Below are 15,397 nucleotides of genomic sequence, written 5' to 3'. Positions count from 1 at the left end.
GATCCCGCGGTGCCCCCGTCGGCGGCTCCTCCACAGGGGCACGCCCGCTGTCTGGACGCACAGATGCCGTCGCTGGCGACCACGCGCAATCACGCACGGGCACGCTGGCGGAATGGGAATCAGATACTACGCGTACGCCTTCGACCAGCACCTGACAGCACGGGCGCTCGCCGACCCGCACAGCATCCTCTCGGCTGATCCGTTGGCGGACGCGTGGGGACTCGAGCCAGGCGCCGCCATCAGCGTCGCGACGTTCGAACAGACGGTTCCCGAACGGGACATGCTCTATTTGGACAAAGCGTGGCGGGATCTTCAGGCGCTGACGGGCCCGACATTGGCGGACGCGCATGCGCGGCCAGCATTTCGGATGTTCGAGGGTAACGTGACCTCGCATGGCCTGGGATGGGACCCGTGGGTGCGGGTACTGCCACCCGATGAGATCCCGGATATCGCGAGCGACCTGACGGACATCGACGATGCTCAGGCGATCGTCCGGTTCCGGGATGCTATGCGCCCAGGCGCCGATCCGGAGCACGAAATAGCGTACGTATTCGACTACTTGCGTCGCGCGCAACGCTTTGTCCGCCAGCTGGCAGACGAACATCGCGGCATGGTGTACACGATCGGTTGACTACCGATCCATTGCAACGGGATCGAGTGCATGGCGCTGGCGGCTGCCTACCGACCGGGAGGGTGATGGGGGTCTAGTCATCCGTAGTGGTAGCGCGCCCGCCGAAGCCGCCCAGGCGGTCATCGACGGCCAACACAGAGGCGGACCTGCGAGGATTCGTCTATACACTCGCGCCCGGAAGGACGATCGATGACCTCTCTGCCCCTTATCTCCCGCATCCGCCGTGTCGGGGGCCTCGCCGTCGCTGCCGGCTCAGTGCTCCTCGCCGGCGGCGCCGGGGCATGGTTCGCTGTGACCAAGCAGCTGCGCGACGAGAACATCACCGTGCCGGGAAACGCCCCTGTGCTTGCGGGCAAGGCTGTGCAGGGTCCGGCGACGGCCTACGCGGAGGCGCTCGTCATCAAGGCCAACGCCGAACGGGGCGCGGGTCGGCGCACGTTCTCCGACATCAGCAACGCGCTGCGGGAGGTGGAAGCCGGCAGCGACGAGGAACGGGAACTGCGCAAGCAGAGCGCGACGCTGTCCACGGCGGCGTCGCTGCGCACCTCGCTGATGACGTCGGTCCTGGCCTATGGGGTGAGTGCCCTCGTGGCAGGCCTGGGCGCCTTCTTCCTGATCGTCGGCTCGCAGCTGCGCCGAGTCGACCAGGGCTGAGAGCCCCGCTCCCGGCCGACACCCGCGTGCCAGGATGGTGCGATGACCGTGCACTTCCTCACCGGCGCCGGGTCGGGTATCGGCGCCGCGCTCGCGACGCGTTTGCGCGCCCGCGGCGACGACGTCATCCTCCTCGCGCGCAGCACGGCTCGCGCGGCTGAACTCGAGCAGCGGTTCCCCGGAGCGAAGACCGTGGTCGCCGACCTGGCGGCGCCGGCCGACCTGGCGGCGGCGCTGTCACCCCAGGAGCTCCCCGCCCGGCTGGACTCCGTCATCCACGTCGCCGGCGTGGTCGACCTCGGTCCCGTCGCCGAGATGCCGGTCGCACTGTGGACGTCGCAGCTGAACGTGAACCTCGTCGGGCCCGCGGAGCTGACCCGACTGCTCCTCCCGGCGGTGCGGGCGGCGAAGGGGCAGGTTCTGTTCGTCAACTCCGGCGCGGGCCTGCGTGCAGCTGCGGACTGGGCCGCGTACGCGGCCTCCAAGCACGGGCTCAAGGCGCTCGCCGATTCGCTGCGGGCAGAGGAAGCCTCACACGGTGTGCGGGTGTCGTCGGTCTTCCCCGGCCGCACGGCGACGGCGATGCAGGAACGGGTTCACGAGCAGGAGCGCAAGCCGTACGACCCCGCTGCGTTCATGCATCCGGAGTCGGTGGTCACCAGCATGCTGACGGTGCTCGATCTGCCCCGCGACGCGCAGATCCCGGAGCTGACGATCCGATCGGGCGTCTGACGCGCGCTTCCGTTCCGCGCGCAACGGGTACCGCTGATCCATCGATCTCGACGTGGACGACCTGTCCGCTCTGGCGCGGGTGATCAGATGAAGAAGCGGCTGAGCCGGGTGGTGCCGTCGGCGTCCGACCAGCCCACCAGCAGCGCCGCGATGGCCGGCCCGCCCAGCAGATCCCGGATGACGAAACCGTAACCCTCGCCCGGCTCGATCCGCGCGGGAAGCGGGTCGCGGAGGGTCAGTTCCTTGCCCCCGGACGGCACACGCAGCTCCGTGATCCGAATCGGCGCGGCACCGAGATTGCGCAGTACCGTCTGCGTCCCCCGCGTCGTGAGCTCCAGACGTGGCTCCTCGCTGTGCGGCTCCTCGGTGCGATCGGCCGGAGGCCCCGGCCATACGGTCGGCGGCTGCTCCGGGGCGATTCGCGCGCCGCCGGTCGACGTGATCTCGACCGTCGTGGCGGCGTCGGCCACCTCCCGCAGGCCGGCGCGGGTCCGGATGTCGCGGATGAACGCGGCCACCGCCACCGCGCTGGCGGCGATCGATCCGAGGGCACCGAGGTAGGCCGGAAACGTCGTGCTCCAGAAGTCCTGCCACGTCATGAGGGCAGGCTAGTGTGACGGCGACTCTCCCACCATCCGGGAGAATGGACGTATGACAGTTGCAACGCCCCAGACCTTCGAACCCGATGGCCGTGCCATCTCCTTCGTCGATGAGGGCGAGGGCCCCGCGGTGGTGCTCCTGCCCGCTCGGGGCCTGAGCATCTCCTCCCTCGGCACTCTGGCCCACGTCCTCGTCGAGGAGGGCTTCCGGATGATCCGGATCGGCGTCCGGCGGCCGAGCGATGCGGATGCAGCCCTGACCTTGCACGATCTGGCGCAGGACGTCATCGACGTCCTCGATCACCTGAGCCTCGCGTCGGCGTGGATCGGCGGACACGCGTTCGGCGGCGCGCTGGCGCGTACGGTCGCGCTGGACCACCACGACCGCACCGAGGGCGTGCTCCTGATGGGCGTCGAGGGCACGGAGCCGGTGGCCGACGACGCGGCGGAGGCGCTGCGGACCGCCTTGTCGAATGCGGCGGACGCGGATGCGATCGACGCGATGCGGGTCCTCGCCGGCGCCTCGGTCGACCCGACGTGGGCGTGGAGCGTCTTCTCCCGTTCGCGCGACCTCACCGTCGAGCCGCTGCAGTCCTCGGCTCTGGCGGCCACCCCCACGGACGACTGGATGCCGCTGGCCCCGACCCTGCCGGTCTTGATCCTCCAGGGCACCGATGACCGGGTCACGGTGCCCGCGAACGGCGATCAGTTGCAGGCATCCGCCGCCGACCGTGCCAGCGCCGCGCGCATCGAGGGGGGCGGGTACCTCTTTCCCCTGACGCATCCCGGCGACATCGGCATGCAGATCGAGGACTACCTCGCCTGGGACTGATTCCCCGCGGAGGCAAGACCGTGTGCTTCCGCCGTTCGAGGAGCAGGATGGACGCATGAACGAAAGCCACTCGATGATCCACTCCCGCAAGGCCCTCTCAGCGCTCCCCGCCCTCTCCGCCGGCGCCAAGGCCGGCTTGGGGCTTCTCGGCCTCGTGCAGGTGACGTTCGCATTCTTGGCGTTCTGGGACCTCGCGCGTCGCGATCCCGACGAGGTGCGCGGACCCAAACCGGCCTGGATCCCCGCGATCCTGGTCAACTGGATCGGGCCCGCGGCCTACTTCAGTATCGGCATCCGGCACCGCCGCTGAGCTGCCGCGCGCCCCGCAGCGTCCCGGACGGCGGGCGCGTGCGGGGGTGACAGGATCGAAGGATGACTGCAACACTCGTCGCCTCGGGCCTGGCCGGCGGGTACGGCCATCGCACGCTCTTCGACTCGCTCGACCTCACGGTCGCACCGGGCGACGTGGTCGGAGTGGTCGGGGCCAACGGCGCGGGAAAGTCCACCCTCCTCCGCCTGCTCGCGGGCATCGACGAGCCGCAGGCCGGCACCCTCGCCCTCTCGCCGGTCGATGCCTTCGTGGGATGGCTGCCGCAGGAGCACGAACGCATCCCCGGCGAAACCGTCTCCGAGTACATCGCGCGACGCACCGGGTGCGCCGAGGCCACGCGGGAGATGGATGCTGCGGCCGCCGCTCTCGGGGATCCCTCGCTCGCACCACCCGGCGTCGACCCCGCGGACGCCTACTCGACCGCGCTGGAGCGCTGGCTGGCCAGCGGCGCGGCCGACCTCGACGAGCGGGTCCCGGTCGCGCTCGCCGACCTGGGCCTGGGTATCGGCGCTGCGGAGCACGCGCTGATGACCTCGCTCTCCGGCGGGCAGGCGGCGCGTGTCGGCCTCGCGGCGCTGCTGCTCTCGCGATTCGACATCGTCCTGCTGGACGAACCCACCAACGATCTCGACCTCGACGGGCTCGAGCGGCTCGAAGCGTTCGTCCGGGGCATCCGCGGCGCCGTGGTGCTCGTCAGTCACGACCGCGAGTTCCTCGCCCGCTCCGTGACGCGTGTGCTGGAGCTCGACCTCGCGCAGAACTCCCACCGTGTCTTCGGCGGTGGCTATGACGCCTACCTCCAGGAGCGGGCGACCCTCCGCCGGCATGCGCGGGAGAAGTACGACGAGTTCGCCGACAAGAAAGCCGACCTCGTCTCACGCGCCCGCACCCAACGGGAGTGGTCCAGCCAGGGCGTGCGCAACGCCATGAAGAAAGCGCCCGACAACGACAAGATCAGGCGCAAGGCGTCGACGGAGTCGAGCGAAAAGCAGGCCCAGAAGGTCCGCCAGATGGAGAGCCGCATCGCCCGGCTCGACGAGGTGGAGGAGCCGCGCAAGGAGTGGCAGCTCGAGTTCACCATCGGGGCGGCGCCTCGCTCCAGCTCCGTGGTGTCGACACTCAGCGGCGCGGTCATCCGGCAAGGCTCGTTCACCCTCGGTCCCGTCTCGCTGCAGGTCAACGCGGGGGAGCGCATCGGCATCACCGGCCCCAACGGCGCCGGCAAATCCACCCTCCTCCGGCTGCTCCTCGGGAGGCAGGCGCCGGATGAGGGAAGCGCGAGTGTCGGCGCGAGCGTGCAGATCGGCGAGATCGACCAGGCGCGCTCCCTCCTTGCCGGGTCTCAGCCGCTCGCCGCGGCGTTCGAAGCGCTCGTCCCCGAGATGGCCTCCGGCGAGGTGCGCACGCTGCTGGCGAAGTTCGGGCTCAAGGCCGACCACGTCACCCGCCCCGTCGATGACCTGTCGCCAGGAGAGCGCACGCGGGCGGGGCTCGCCCTCCTCCAGGCCCGGGGCGTGAACGTCCTGGTGCTCGACGAGCCGACCAACCACCTCGACCTCCCCGCCATCGAGCAGCTCGAAGAGGCGCTGGCGTCCTACGACGGCACCCTCCTGCTGGTCACCCATGACCGTCGGATGCTCGCGACCGTGCACACCGACCGGCAATGGCGGGTCGAGTCGGGCCGGGTCACCGAGCTGTAGGGGCGGCCGCCTAGCGACCCTGACGCTTCTTGTACGGCTTCGGCTGCCCCTTCACGACCGGCGCCCGGCCCTTGCCCTTCGAGGCCTTGGCCTTCCCGCCGGCGGGGGCGACGGAGGCCTCGGCCGGCGGCGGCGCGGCGGCGATCCGTTCCTTCGCCTCGATGAGGAGAAGCTCCCCGGCCTGCGTCAGCCGTGTCTCGCCCTCGCGCCGGAAGAGCGGGTGCCCGACCTCCGCCTCCAGTTTCTCGATGGACGTGTAGAGAGAAGCGAGCGGGATGCCGAGTCTCTCTGCGGCGCGGGGGAAGTGCAGTTCTTCGGCAGCCGCGACGAACCGTCGGAGCAGGGCGATCTTCACAGGTGCCTTTCGGTGGTGGGGGCGGCTCGCGGCGGGTGGGAGCCGCGAAAGTCCGCTTGGGAAGCGTAAACCGCTCCCGGCACCGTGGCGACCAGACGCGTCGCCCCGGGGCGCGCGAGCGTCCGCCTCCCCGTCCCGGCGGATGCGCCCGACCGGCTACGCGTCCCCGCGGAGGCGCCCTCGGAGGAACGGGAGCGCGGGGGCCCGGTAGACGAGCGACGGCGCGTCATCCGGTTCGAGGGCGGCCTCGGCCCGGCCGAAACGCCATAGGCGCGTGAAGAGGAACACCGCGATCACCGCCGTCTCCTCGGCCGGGAGCTGCCACGTGCCGGGACCCCACTGTGCGGGCTGGCCTCGCCCCTGGATGACGACGGTCGGCCTGATGCCCGCGTAGAGCGCGAACCAGGGCTTGTGCAGCGTCAGCTGGACACGGCGGGTCCCGATGTCGGCTCTCATGCGGTCATCGGCTCTGCGCCGTGGGGCGGCGGGATGACGGGCATGGGACTCCTCTGCATCGGCGGGTGCGCACACCGACGCTACCTAACCCTCGCGCCGATTCCGCTCCTCCTCGCGCCTCTCTCCACGCTTGCGCCCATGGCGGGCGATGAAGAACAGCACCGATCCGACGGCGATGTAGCCGAGGGATGCGAGCCACACGATCCCGCTCTGCTGCGTCAGCAGCACGATGCTCGCGATGATCGCGAGCACCGGGACGATCTTCGGGACGGTGAAGTGCGCGTGGTCGACCTTGTCCTTCTTCAGGACGAGCACGCTCACGTTCGCGGCGAGGAAGACCAGCAGCAGCAACAGCACCGTGGTCTCGGCCAGCGTAGCCACATCCCCCACCGCGCTCAGGGCGATGGTGGCTCCCGCGACCACCAGGATCGAGACCCACGGCGTACGCCGGTGGGGCAGGACGCGCGCGAACGCCCGGGGAAGCAGGTTCGCTTCGGCCAGGCCGTAGCCGACGCGGCTGGCCATCACCATGAACAACAGTGCGCCGTTCGCGATGGCCACGAGGGCGATGAGACCGAAGAGCCACGGCGGGATTCCGACGCCGCTGGCGGCCACCACGTCCAGCAGCGGTCCGGTGGATTCGGCGAGCTCGGCGGGGGGCATGACGATCACCGCGCCGACCGCGATGAGGAGGTACACGACGGCTGCCGTGATGATCGCGCCGAAGAGGGCTCGGGGGTAGGCCCGCGATGGGTTCTTCACCTCTTCGGCCATGTTCGCGGCGGCTTCGAATCCGAGGAACGAGAAGAAGGCGACGATGGATGCGGCGAATGCCCCCTCCAGCGGAGGCACGTCGGGGGCGAATTCGAAGATGCGCGCCGGCTCTCCCCGCCCGGCGCCCCACGCGATCGCCGCGACCACGATCACGATGACGAGGCCGGTCACCTCGATGACCGAGGCGACGAGGTTGGCGCCCAGCGATTCGCGCACCCCGCGCAGGTTGATCAGGGTCAACAGGATGATGAAGGCGATCGCCACGGGAACGGACGGCACCTCGATGAGGGCTTGGAGGTAGTCGCCAGCGAAGGCGTTGGCGAGAGCTGCGGCTGTCGTGATGCCCGACGCCATCATGAGGAATCCGACCAGGAACGACAGATACGGCGCGTGGAAGGCGCGGTCCACGTAACGGGCGGCTCCGCCGGCATGGGGGTACTTGGTGATGAGCTCCGCGTAGGTTCCCGCGGTCAGCAACGCCACGACGAGGGCGATGAGCAGCGGCAGCCAGATGACGCCACCCACATCGGCGGCCATCGTGCCCACCAGCGTGTAGATGCCGGCTCCGAGCGTGTCTCCCACGATGAACGCGAACAGCAGGGGAGCCCCGACGGCGCGCTTGAGACCGTGCTTGGCTTCCGGGGCGCTCGCGGCGGTGTCCTTGGTCATCGGACCACTCCAACGTCCCGTCACGTGTCTGCACAATCCCCCTCGACGTTCCAGGGGCGTGCTCTATGCTGTCGGCCGCACTCCGCGGGGAAGAGGCGCTGTCTACGTGCGCGCTTCGTGCCGTCGGGGTTTCAGCCGGGCCGGGGCGTCGGTCGCGCTCGTCCACTCGCACTCGAAGGCTCCGCGGTAGCCGAAGAGGAACCCGAGCCGATCGTTGTGCACCTCGAGGTCGATGTGGAATCGGCCGTCCTCGTCGTCGAAGTACTCGTGCAGGGTCGCGCGCCCACTCAGGAACATGGGGAAGCGGAATGCGATCGGCCCTTCATAGAACCGCTGCGCGTCCGAGGTGAGGACGAGCCCGCCGCGCTCGTCGACCCGCAGGTCGAGGTCGACGGCGAGATGCTGGTGGGTGCCGAGGTAGTCGACCACCCGGCCGCGATGGAGGATCATCGTGGCGTCGAACCGGCGCACATGCCGCCCGATCGTGTATTCCCGCACGAAGGTGACGGTCTCGCGTCCGAGCGGATCCACGTACGGGTAGTTGTGGATGACGAAGGGCACGTCGGCGCCGACATCCGGAATCAGGATGTTGCGGAGTCGGCCGATCTGCAGGAAGGGCACCGTCCACCACGGGCCGCGGCGGATCCGGCTCATGACGCCTCGGCCGATGCAGGCCTCGCGGGCATCCACCCCGACCCCGAAACGGCGCTGGAGCATCGGATGCAGGCGGTCGAAGTCGTCACCGAGGACACGCGCGAAGATCGACGTCATCGCGTCCGCTCGGGGGAGGGGAGGGTCGCGAGGGTGGCCGGGGCGTGAGCGAGCTGGTCGGTTCGGCGCGATCCCCCCTCGGGCGAGCGCCGGCACCGCGCCGCACGAGGGCGATCGCGTCGCCACCACCACAGCACGCTGCGCAGCGGCCAGTTCTCCGGTGGCGTGCCGGTTTCGACCCAGAGGCGCAGGCGATCGAAGCTCCACGCCGTCGCCCATCCCACCAGCGGTCGCACAGCGATGTCGAGCGGTCCCCATCCGGGCGCGTAGTCGAATCCGGTGACGAAGCGCACGCCCTCAGGCGTGGGGATGTAGCGCCAGTATCCCCGCCCGGAGCGGAGGGGGGACAGGCGATCCGTCGTGGCGAACCGCAGCGCCGAGGTGCGGGTGCCATCCGGCCGCGACGCCTCGCCGAGGCTGATCCCCACGCCGCGCACGAGGTGGACCGGGGTGCGCCGCTCATACGTGAAGCGCGTCGCGCCCGCCTCTGTCGCGCCGGTCGGGGCGATCCGCGAGAACCGCACGTCCCACCGCACGTGGTCCACCGGATCCTGAGTCCGCCGCCAGAGCGTGTCGAGGTCGCCGCGGATGACGGCCTCCACGTAGATGCCCCGCCGCGTCACCCCTCGAGACTAGGGCGGCCACCCGCATCCGCGGCGCAGCCGAGCGCGCGTCAGGTGGAGACGTCGGTCTCGATCTCTTCCGCGAGGTCCTCGATCACTTCGGGGCGCAGGTGCACCCCCGCTTCCTCCAGGCGGTCCTCGAGGACGTGACTGACATCCTCCTCCACCTGCCCGTGACGGATGTCGTCTCGTATCTCGTCGGCGACGTGCTCGACGACTTCGGTCTCATCGGTCTCATCGGTCGGGCGAGGCTCGTTGGCGTGTGCATCGGATGTCATGGATCGATGCTGCGGCACGACCGTCCCGCGCAAACGCCCCTTGACCTCGGGCACGATGTCCGCTCGTCCGAGCGGCGGTCGGCACACCCGCGCACGTGTAGCCTCAGGCCTACAGGGTCATCGCGACTCTCGAAGGAGCGAGACCTCATGGGTGAGAAGTCCACGCGTAAAGAAGGCGGCAAGACCGCACCGGCGAAGACGCTGAAGGAAAAGCGCGTCGCGAAGGCGGACAAGCGGGCGGCGAACGGCCGCGCCGCCGACACCGACGCGATCACCAACATCAAGAAGCGCTAGGTCGGCGAGGGGCGCCGGCGGCCCTTCTCCTCCGGGGCCGGGAGGCTACGCCGGTTTCGCGCGCAGGACAACCCGGCGCCCGACATGCGCGCGAGCGCCTACCTTCACCGACATGAGTGGAGACACCCCCGAGCGCCGAGAGTCCGCGCGCCCGTACGATGCCCAGCCGACCGACGCCGGCGTTTCGCGCGCCGACGCCTCCCACACCGTCGACTCGAACACCGCCGTATCGGATGACCAGGCACGCGCCGTCCATCACGACGCGCTCGCGCGGGAGAAGGAACGCTTCGGCGGTTTCAAGTTCGGGTCGGCCTTCTTCGGGTGGCTCACGGCCATGGGCACGGCGGTGCTCCTGACGGCCCTGGTGGCCGCCATCGGTGCAGCGGTCGGGCTCAACGCGGAGGGATCGGTGGAGGAGGCTGCCGACGCCGCGGCGGACAACCCCGGCGGGGCCGGCATCGTGAGCGCCATCGTGATCGGGCTGGTCCTGTTCATCGCCTACTTCGCGGGCGGCTACGTCGCCGGCCGGATGGCGCGGTTCAGCGGCGCCAAGCAAGGCCTCGCCGTGTGGATCTGGGCGATCGTCATCGCCATCATCGTGGCCGTCGTGACCGCGATTGCCGGCAGCCAGTGGGACATCCTGGGCAACCTGAACGGCTTCCCCCGCATCCCCGTCACCCCCGAGACGGCCACCACGACCGGGATCCTCGCCGCCGTGGGAGCCGCGATCGTTACCCTCGCGGGAGCGATCCTGGGAGGAATGGCCGGCATGCGCTACCACCGCAAGGTCGACCGCGTCGGACTCGCCCGCTAGCCGGGTCCGCCGCCGCTTGCTCGAGGCGCTAGCGTGGCGGGATGACGGCGCCGGCCCCGTACCTGTACTTCCCGGGAGCGGCCTCGGAGGCTCTGCGGTTCTACCGCGATGTCTTCGGTGGCGAGCTCACCCTCCACACGTTCGCCGAGTTCGCGCGGAGTGACGGGCCCAGTGACGCGATCGCCCACGGCATCCTGCGCGGCCCCGTGGATCTCTTCGGTGCGGATGCGGCGGGCCAGGAGCGTCCGCTCTCGGTGGAGGGCCTGCTGCTGTCGCTCCTCGGCGCCGCCGCCCCCGAGGTGCTCCGGCAGTGGTTCGCCGCGCTCTCGGAGGGCGGCACGGTGATCGATCCGCTCCAGGAGCGCCCCTGGGGCGTCTCGGACGGCACGGTGCGTGACCGGTACGGAGTCACCTGGCTGGTCGGATACGAGCACAACTGAAGGAGCCCGGGCACAACGCGCCCAGGGGCGCCCAGCCGGCAAACGCTGCGTCGGGGCAGACCTTTTAGCGCATCGTCCCGTCCACGTCCAGGGGCGAGCGCGGATGTGAAGCCAGGTTTCAGGGTTCTGTTAGCCTGTTCCGCGTCCCATTGGAGCGCCGCGCACCCGCCCGGCGCTCACCCGACAAAGGAGAGATCATGCTCTGGACCATCCTCGGCCTCATCGTGGTCGGCCTCATCGCCGGCTTCATCGCCCGCGCTGTCATCCCCGGGAAGCAGAGCATGAGCATTCTCATGACCATCGTTCTCGGCATCGTCGGCTCGTTCGTGGGAGGGTTCCTCGGATTCCTCATCTTCGGAAGCGACCCGAACGGCGGCTTCCTGCAGGCCGCCGGAATCATCGGCTCCATCCTCGGCGCGATCATCGTGCTGGGCATCTACGTCGCCGTCTCCCGCCGCGGAGCGCGCAACCGCTGATGCCGTAACCGGATCGGCCGGAGGCCGCACGAGGAATCGACCTCGTGCGGCCTCCGGCGTTTCCGCGGCGTGCGAGACTTCCCCGGTGGCAGATCTGGAAATGGCGCGCATCCCTGCCGGCAGCGTGCAGCTGCACGACGCGCGCCGACGTCTACGGCGCACCGTGGAGCTCGAACCGTTCGAGATCGGCGTGTTCCCCGTCACGCAGGAGCAGCTGGGCGAGGCGATCGGCGTGCCGTCTCCGCATCCCCGCCGCCCGGCGGTGGAGGTGAGCTGGCTGCGCGCCATCCGGTTCTGCAACGCCCTTTCGGAGTGGGAGGGGTGGGATCCGGCGTACACCTTCGACGGCGAAGAGGTCACGTGGCACGTGGACGCCGACGGCTACCGCCTCCCGACCGAGGCCGAGTGGGAGTTCGCGTGCCGCGCCGGCTCCACGGCGCCGCACTACGGCCCACTGGCCGAGATCGCGTGGACGAGCGGGGACGGCGTGACGGCGGCGCAGGACGTGGGACTGAAGCTGCCGAACCTGAACGGGCTGTTCGACACCCTCGGCAACGTGTGGGAGTGGTGCTGGGATCTCCTCGACCCCGCCCGCTACGACGATTACCGCGTGTTCCGGGGCGGCGGGTTCGCCGACGACGCCTGGAGCGTGCGCGCGAGCACGCGCCGCGGGGGGCCGCCGCGCTCCACGCACGACGACGTCGGGTTCCGTGTCGCCCGCGGCGGCTTCGACCAGAGCGCCGAGGCTCAGGGATGGTCGGCCCGCGTGGACCGCGAGCGAGCCGACATCGACACCCCCCTCCCGCCAGGGTGGACGCCCAGGCGCTGACGGGTACGCGCGAGCGGCGGTCAGCGTGCGGCGAGGGCGGCGAGCGTGTCCCCGGTGACCCGCTGCGTCGTCCACTCCTCCATCGGCTGTGCGCCGAGGGCGCGGTAGAACGCGATCGACGGGGCGTTCCAATCCAGCACGGTCCACTCCAGACGGGAATAGCCGCGTTCGAGGCACAGCGCCGCGAGGGCGGACAGCAGCGCCGTGCCGTATCCGCCGCCGCGCCTGTCGGTGTCGACGTACAGATCCTCGAGCCAGATTCCGTGCCGCCCCGTCCAGGTCGAGTACGTGAGGAACCACACCGCGATCCCGACGATGTCGCCCTCACGCTCCACGACGTGCGCGAAGACGCGCGGATCGGCACCGAACAGCGCCTCGCGGAGCGCCTCGACGGAGTTTTCCACCGCATCCGGCTCGCGCTCGTACACCGCCAGCGCAACGATGCACGAGAGGATGCCGGACTCGTCGCCCGGCTCCGCGGGCCTCAGGACCGCACCGTCGGGCAGGACTCGCGCGCTCATGCGCCCAGCCTACTGACCGGCCGGTGCGCCCCGAGCGGGTGAGGAGAAGGCGCCGCGCGGCCTCCACCCTCTAGCGGCCGATGCGCCCTACGATCGGAGCAACACCGGGGGAGGATCACGTGCCCGAATCACCCGAGGTGGACGCGCTCACCGGGTTTCTGCGCGGCACCCTGACCGGTGCGGTGGTCGGAGACACCGATGTGGCCGAGTTCCGCGCGCTGAAGACGCGCGCGCGAGGGCTGGGCGAGCTGACCGGGCGCACGGTCGAGGATGTCCGCCGCTTCGGCAAGCACGTCGCACTCCTCACCGACGGCCCCGACCTCGTCATCAGCTTCGGACGCGCGGGATGGGCGACGTGGCGCCGCGAAGGGGACGATGCCCCCGAGGGAGCCGCACCGGTCATCGTGACGATCGGGTTCCCGGGTCGCGGTGAGCTCGCACTGACGGATGCGGGCGACTGGCTGTCGCTCGGCGTCTCCGTCGTCGATGACCCGGGTGAGGTCTCGGCGGTCGCCAAGCTCGGTCCCGACCCGTCGGCCGACCAGTGGTCGCCGGCGGAGCTGGAGCGGGCGCTGGGTACGCGTCGCAAGCAGCTGAAGGCTCTGCTGCAGGAGCAGGAGTCTCTCGCCGGGATCGGCAACGCCTACTCCGACGAGATCCTCCACGCGGCGCGGCTGTCACCGCTCGTGCACGCGGCAGACCTCACGTCCGACGAACGCGCACGGCTCTACGACGCCATCCGTTCGGTCCTCGGTGGCGCCTTCGCCGCCCGCCGCGGCGTTCCGCTGGACCGGCAGAAGGCCGAGAAGGTGGCGTCGATGCGGGTCCACGGGCGGACGGGCCAGGCTTGTCCCGTCTGCGGTGGCGAGGTGCAGGATGTCCCGGGCAGCAAGGGCGCCGCGCAGTACTGCCCGACGTGCCAGACCGGCGGCGTACCGCTTCCCGCGTGAGGGCTCAGCCCGCCAGCGCCTGGTGCACCGAGGCCACGGCGCTGGACCCTTCACCCACGGCAGCGGCCACGCGCTTCATCGATCCGCGACGCACGTCTCCCGCGGCGAACACCCGCGGGATCGACGTCTCGAACGGCAGCGGCTCCCGCCCGAGGCGCGACCAGTTGACGCCGAGACGCTCCGCCGGGATGTCGATACCGGTGCGGAGGAATCCGTCCGCATCGCGATCGAGCTCGGAGAGCCATCCGGTGGCCGGGTCGGCCCCGATGAAGCAGAACAGGCCTCGCGCGTCGACGTCGCCGACCGCGTCGATCCGGACCCGCTGGAGCGACCCGTCCCCCTCCAGAGCCGTGATGTTCGCCCCGGTGAGAACCTCCACGGACGAATCCTCGTGCAGCCGGTCGATGAGATACGCCGACATGCGGCGCTCCAGGTCGTTGCCGCGCACGACGAGGCGGACGGGGGAGCCGTGGGCCGAGAGGTACAGGGCCGCCTGCCCCGCCGAGTTCGCGCCGCCCACGACGACCACGGGAGAGTCGACGACGTGGCGGAGCTCGAACTGGGTCGCGGCATAGTAGATACCGGCGCCTTCGAACTCCGCCCAGCGTTCCAGCGGCAGACGCCGGTAGGAGGCCCCCGAGGTCACGATGGCGGTGCGGGTGTGGATGATGCGCCCGTCGGTGAGGGTGACTTCCAGGCCGTCGTCCGTCGAGCGCAGCTGGGCCGCCTCGCACGGCGCGTAGACGCGCACGCCGAACTTCAGCGCCTGCAGCGACGCCTGCCCGATCAGGTCGCTCCCGCTGACGCCGAAGGGGAATCCGAGGAAGTTCTCGATGCGCGACGTGGCGGCGGCCTGCCCGCCGGGGGCCACCGCATCCAGCAGGACCGTGCTCAGCCCCTCCGAGGCGCCGTAGATCGCCGCCGCCAGACCTGCCGGTCCGCCGCCGACCACGACGAGGTCGACGACCTCATCGGCGTCGCCCTGATAGCTCAGCCCCAGGCGCTCGGCGACGATCCCCGGAGTGGCACGCAGGATCGGCTCGCCCTGGATGAAGGCGATCGGAAGGTCTTCCGCGGGCACGTTGTGGTGCTCGAGGGTGTACGAGTCGCCCGGCTGCACCTCGTGCGCGGTGTGGACGAGATCGAGCCGCTCGGCGAAGCGGCGCAGGGACTGGAAGTTCTTCGTCGATGGTGCACCGACGAACTTCAGCGTCAGTGCGGCCGGACCGCGGCGCAGCGACTCACGGCGCAGCCACAGGGTGCGAAGCAGGAGGTCGCACAGATCGTCGTCCTCGCTCATGAGCTTGCGAAGCGACGCGCGCGTCACCCGATGGATGCGGCCGGGGCGGGTCACCCGCAGCGAGAGGAAGGCTCCCTGCTCGTTGAGGAGACCCAGCTCGCCGGCGAACGTGCGCGGACCCATGGTCGCGATGACGGTCTCCGGTAGCCACCACAGCGAGTCGCGCACGAGCTCAACCTCGGCCGTGTCGACGAGGATCAGGTCGTACTCGCGGTCGCCGGAGCGGAAGAGATAATCTCCGGCCTGCACCTCGTCGGGCGTGCCGAAGGGGAGGATGCGCTCCCACTGCTGGTCGCTCAAGGGTGCGGAGATCGCGCGTTCCTGGGCGTGTTCGAAGGCTTCAGTCTTTCCCACGGGGACAGGTTATT

The 15,397-nt window shown here is 70.3% G+C and carries 21 protein-coding genes; 12 read left to right on the top strand and 9 right to left on the bottom strand.

Translation table 11 applies throughout. The features are described 5' to 3' along the window. Nucleotides 1-112 precede the first annotated feature (112 nt). From AC2DFQ_RS15140 to AC2DFQ_RS15130, 3 genes are all read left to right on the top strand, one after another. A complete protein-coding gene (locus AC2DFQ_RS15140; RefSeq protein ID WP_484534462.1) occupies nt 113-631 on the top strand; it encodes a hypothetical protein in 519 nt (172 codons plus the stop codon). Nucleotides 632-820: 189 nt separating this feature from the next. Next, nucleotides 821-1,285, top strand: coding sequence for an aromatic ring-opening dioxygenase LigA (locus AC2DFQ_RS15135; RefSeq protein ID WP_484534461.1), 465 nt, complete (start codon nt 821-823; stop codon nt 1,283-1,285). Nucleotides 1,286-1,327: 42 nt separating this feature from the next. Then, entirely contained in the window at nt 1,328-2,017 is a 690-nt protein-coding gene (locus AC2DFQ_RS15130) for an SDR family oxidoreductase (protein WP_484534460.1), read from the top strand. A gap of 83 nt (nt 2,018-2,100) precedes the next feature. On the opposite strand, the gene AC2DFQ_RS15125 is transcribed toward AC2DFQ_RS15130, so the two are convergent. Beyond that, the gene (locus AC2DFQ_RS15125; RefSeq protein WP_484534459.1) at nt 2,101-2,616 is read right to left on the bottom strand and encodes a hypothetical protein; all 516 of its coding nucleotides are present in this window, start codon (nt 2,614-2,616) and stop codon (nt 2,101-2,103) included. A 52-nt stretch (nt 2,617-2,668) separates the two neighbouring features. On the opposite strand from AC2DFQ_RS15125, the gene AC2DFQ_RS15120 reads away from it, so the two are divergent. From AC2DFQ_RS15120 to abc-f, 3 genes are all read left to right on the top strand, one after another. Next, nucleotides 2,669-3,448, top strand: coding sequence for an alpha/beta fold hydrolase (locus AC2DFQ_RS15120; RefSeq protein ID WP_484508821.1), 780 nt, complete (start codon nt 2,669-2,671; stop codon nt 3,446-3,448). A 55-nt stretch (nt 3,449-3,503) separates the two neighbouring features. Next, entirely contained in the window at nt 3,504-3,758 is a 255-nt protein-coding gene (locus tag AC2DFQ_RS15115) for a PLDc N-terminal domain-containing protein (protein WP_484534458.1), read from the top strand. 62 nt (nt 3,759-3,820) lie between these two features. Continuing rightward, complete coding sequence (abc-f, locus tag AC2DFQ_RS15110; protein ID WP_484534457.1) at nt 3,821-5,479, top strand: ribosomal protection-like ABC-F family protein; 1,659 nt, start codon at nt 3,821-3,823, stop codon at nt 5,477-5,479. Between the two features lie 10 nt (nt 5,480-5,489). On the opposite strand, the gene AC2DFQ_RS15105 is transcribed toward abc-f, so the two are convergent. The 6 genes from AC2DFQ_RS15105 to AC2DFQ_RS15080 all read right to left on the bottom strand — a co-directional run bounded on the left by AC2DFQ_RS15105 (nt 5,490) and on the right by AC2DFQ_RS15080 (nt 9,405). Beyond that, nucleotides 5,490-5,834, bottom strand: coding sequence for a LysR family transcriptional regulator (locus AC2DFQ_RS15105; RefSeq protein WP_484508823.1), 345 nt, complete (start codon nt 5,832-5,834; stop codon nt 5,490-5,492). 156 nt (nt 5,835-5,990) lie between these two features. Beyond that, complete coding sequence (locus tag AC2DFQ_RS15100; protein WP_484508824.1) at nt 5,991-6,290, bottom strand: hypothetical protein; 300 nt, start codon at nt 6,288-6,290, stop codon at nt 5,991-5,993. A gap of 84 nt (nt 6,291-6,374) precedes the next feature. After that, complete coding sequence (locus AC2DFQ_RS15095; protein ID WP_484508825.1) at nt 6,375-7,733, bottom strand: APC family permease; 1,359 nt, start codon at nt 7,731-7,733, stop codon at nt 6,375-6,377. Between the two features lie 102 nt (nt 7,734-7,835). Next, nucleotides 7,836-8,504 (bottom strand): DUF4166 domain-containing protein, encoded by a 669-nt coding sequence (locus AC2DFQ_RS15090; RefSeq protein WP_484508826.1) that lies wholly within the window; start codon nt 8,502-8,504, stop codon nt 7,836-7,838. Beyond that, nucleotides 8,501-9,127 (bottom strand): SRPBCC family protein, encoded by a 627-nt coding sequence (locus AC2DFQ_RS15085; RefSeq protein WP_484534456.1) that lies wholly within the window; start codon nt 9,125-9,127, stop codon nt 8,501-8,503. Before AC2DFQ_RS15085 ends, AC2DFQ_RS15090 begins: the two co-directional genes overlap by 4 nt. A gap of 50 nt (nt 9,128-9,177) precedes the next feature. Beyond that, nucleotides 9,178-9,405: a hypothetical protein gene (locus AC2DFQ_RS15080; RefSeq protein WP_484534455.1), complete on the bottom strand. Its 228-nt coding sequence runs from the start codon at nt 9,403-9,405 to the stop codon at nt 9,178-9,180. 147 nt (nt 9,406-9,552) lie between these two features. On the opposite strand from AC2DFQ_RS15080, the gene AC2DFQ_RS15075 reads away from it, so the two are divergent. From AC2DFQ_RS15075 to AC2DFQ_RS15055, 5 genes are all read left to right on the top strand, one after another. Further along, nucleotides 9,553-9,699: a hypothetical protein gene (locus AC2DFQ_RS15075; RefSeq protein WP_484508829.1), complete on the top strand. Its 147-nt coding sequence runs from the start codon at nt 9,553-9,555 to the stop codon at nt 9,697-9,699. A gap of 112 nt (nt 9,700-9,811) precedes the next feature. Beyond that, complete coding sequence (locus AC2DFQ_RS15070; protein ID WP_484508830.1) at nt 9,812-10,513, top strand: hypothetical protein; 702 nt, start codon at nt 9,812-9,814, stop codon at nt 10,511-10,513. A 41-nt stretch (nt 10,514-10,554) separates the two neighbouring features. Continuing rightward, complete coding sequence (locus AC2DFQ_RS15065; protein WP_484534454.1) at nt 10,555-10,953, top strand: VOC family protein; 399 nt, start codon at nt 10,555-10,557, stop codon at nt 10,951-10,953. 197 nt (nt 10,954-11,150) lie between these two features. After that, a complete protein-coding gene (locus tag AC2DFQ_RS15060; RefSeq protein ID WP_484508832.1) occupies nt 11,151-11,429 on the top strand; it encodes a GlsB/YeaQ/YmgE family stress response membrane protein in 279 nt (92 codons plus the stop codon). A gap of 85 nt (nt 11,430-11,514) precedes the next feature. Then, nucleotides 11,515-12,258: a formylglycine-generating enzyme family protein gene (locus tag AC2DFQ_RS15055; protein ID WP_484534453.1), complete on the top strand. Its 744-nt coding sequence runs from the start codon at nt 11,515-11,517 to the stop codon at nt 12,256-12,258. Between the two features lie 20 nt (nt 12,259-12,278). Here the strand turns inward: AC2DFQ_RS15055 and AC2DFQ_RS15050 are convergent, their stop codons facing one another. After that, entirely contained in the window at nt 12,279-12,779 is a 501-nt protein-coding gene (locus AC2DFQ_RS15050) for a GNAT family N-acetyltransferase (RefSeq protein ID WP_484508834.1), read from the bottom strand. Between the two features lie 119 nt (nt 12,780-12,898). Between AC2DFQ_RS15050 and AC2DFQ_RS15045 the strand changes: the two genes are divergently transcribed. Continuing rightward, on the top strand, nt 12,899-13,729 hold the full coding sequence (locus tag AC2DFQ_RS15045) for a DNA-formamidopyrimidine glycosylase family protein (protein ID WP_484508835.1): 831 nt from the start codon (nt 12,899-12,901) through the stop codon (nt 13,727-13,729). A gap of 4 nt (nt 13,730-13,733) precedes the next feature. Here the strand turns inward: AC2DFQ_RS15045 and AC2DFQ_RS15040 are convergent, their stop codons facing one another. Next, a complete protein-coding gene (locus tag AC2DFQ_RS15040; RefSeq protein ID WP_484508836.1) occupies nt 13,734-15,383 on the bottom strand; it encodes an FAD-dependent oxidoreductase in 1,650 nt (549 codons plus the stop codon). Nucleotides 15,384-15,397: the final 14 nt, after the last annotated feature.

The sequence above is a fragment of the Microbacterium sp. Z11_20 genome, assembly GCF_057197605.1.
The sequence above is the reverse complement of the archived record's forward strand: the minus strand, read 5'-3'. Positions and strand labels throughout refer to the sequence as shown.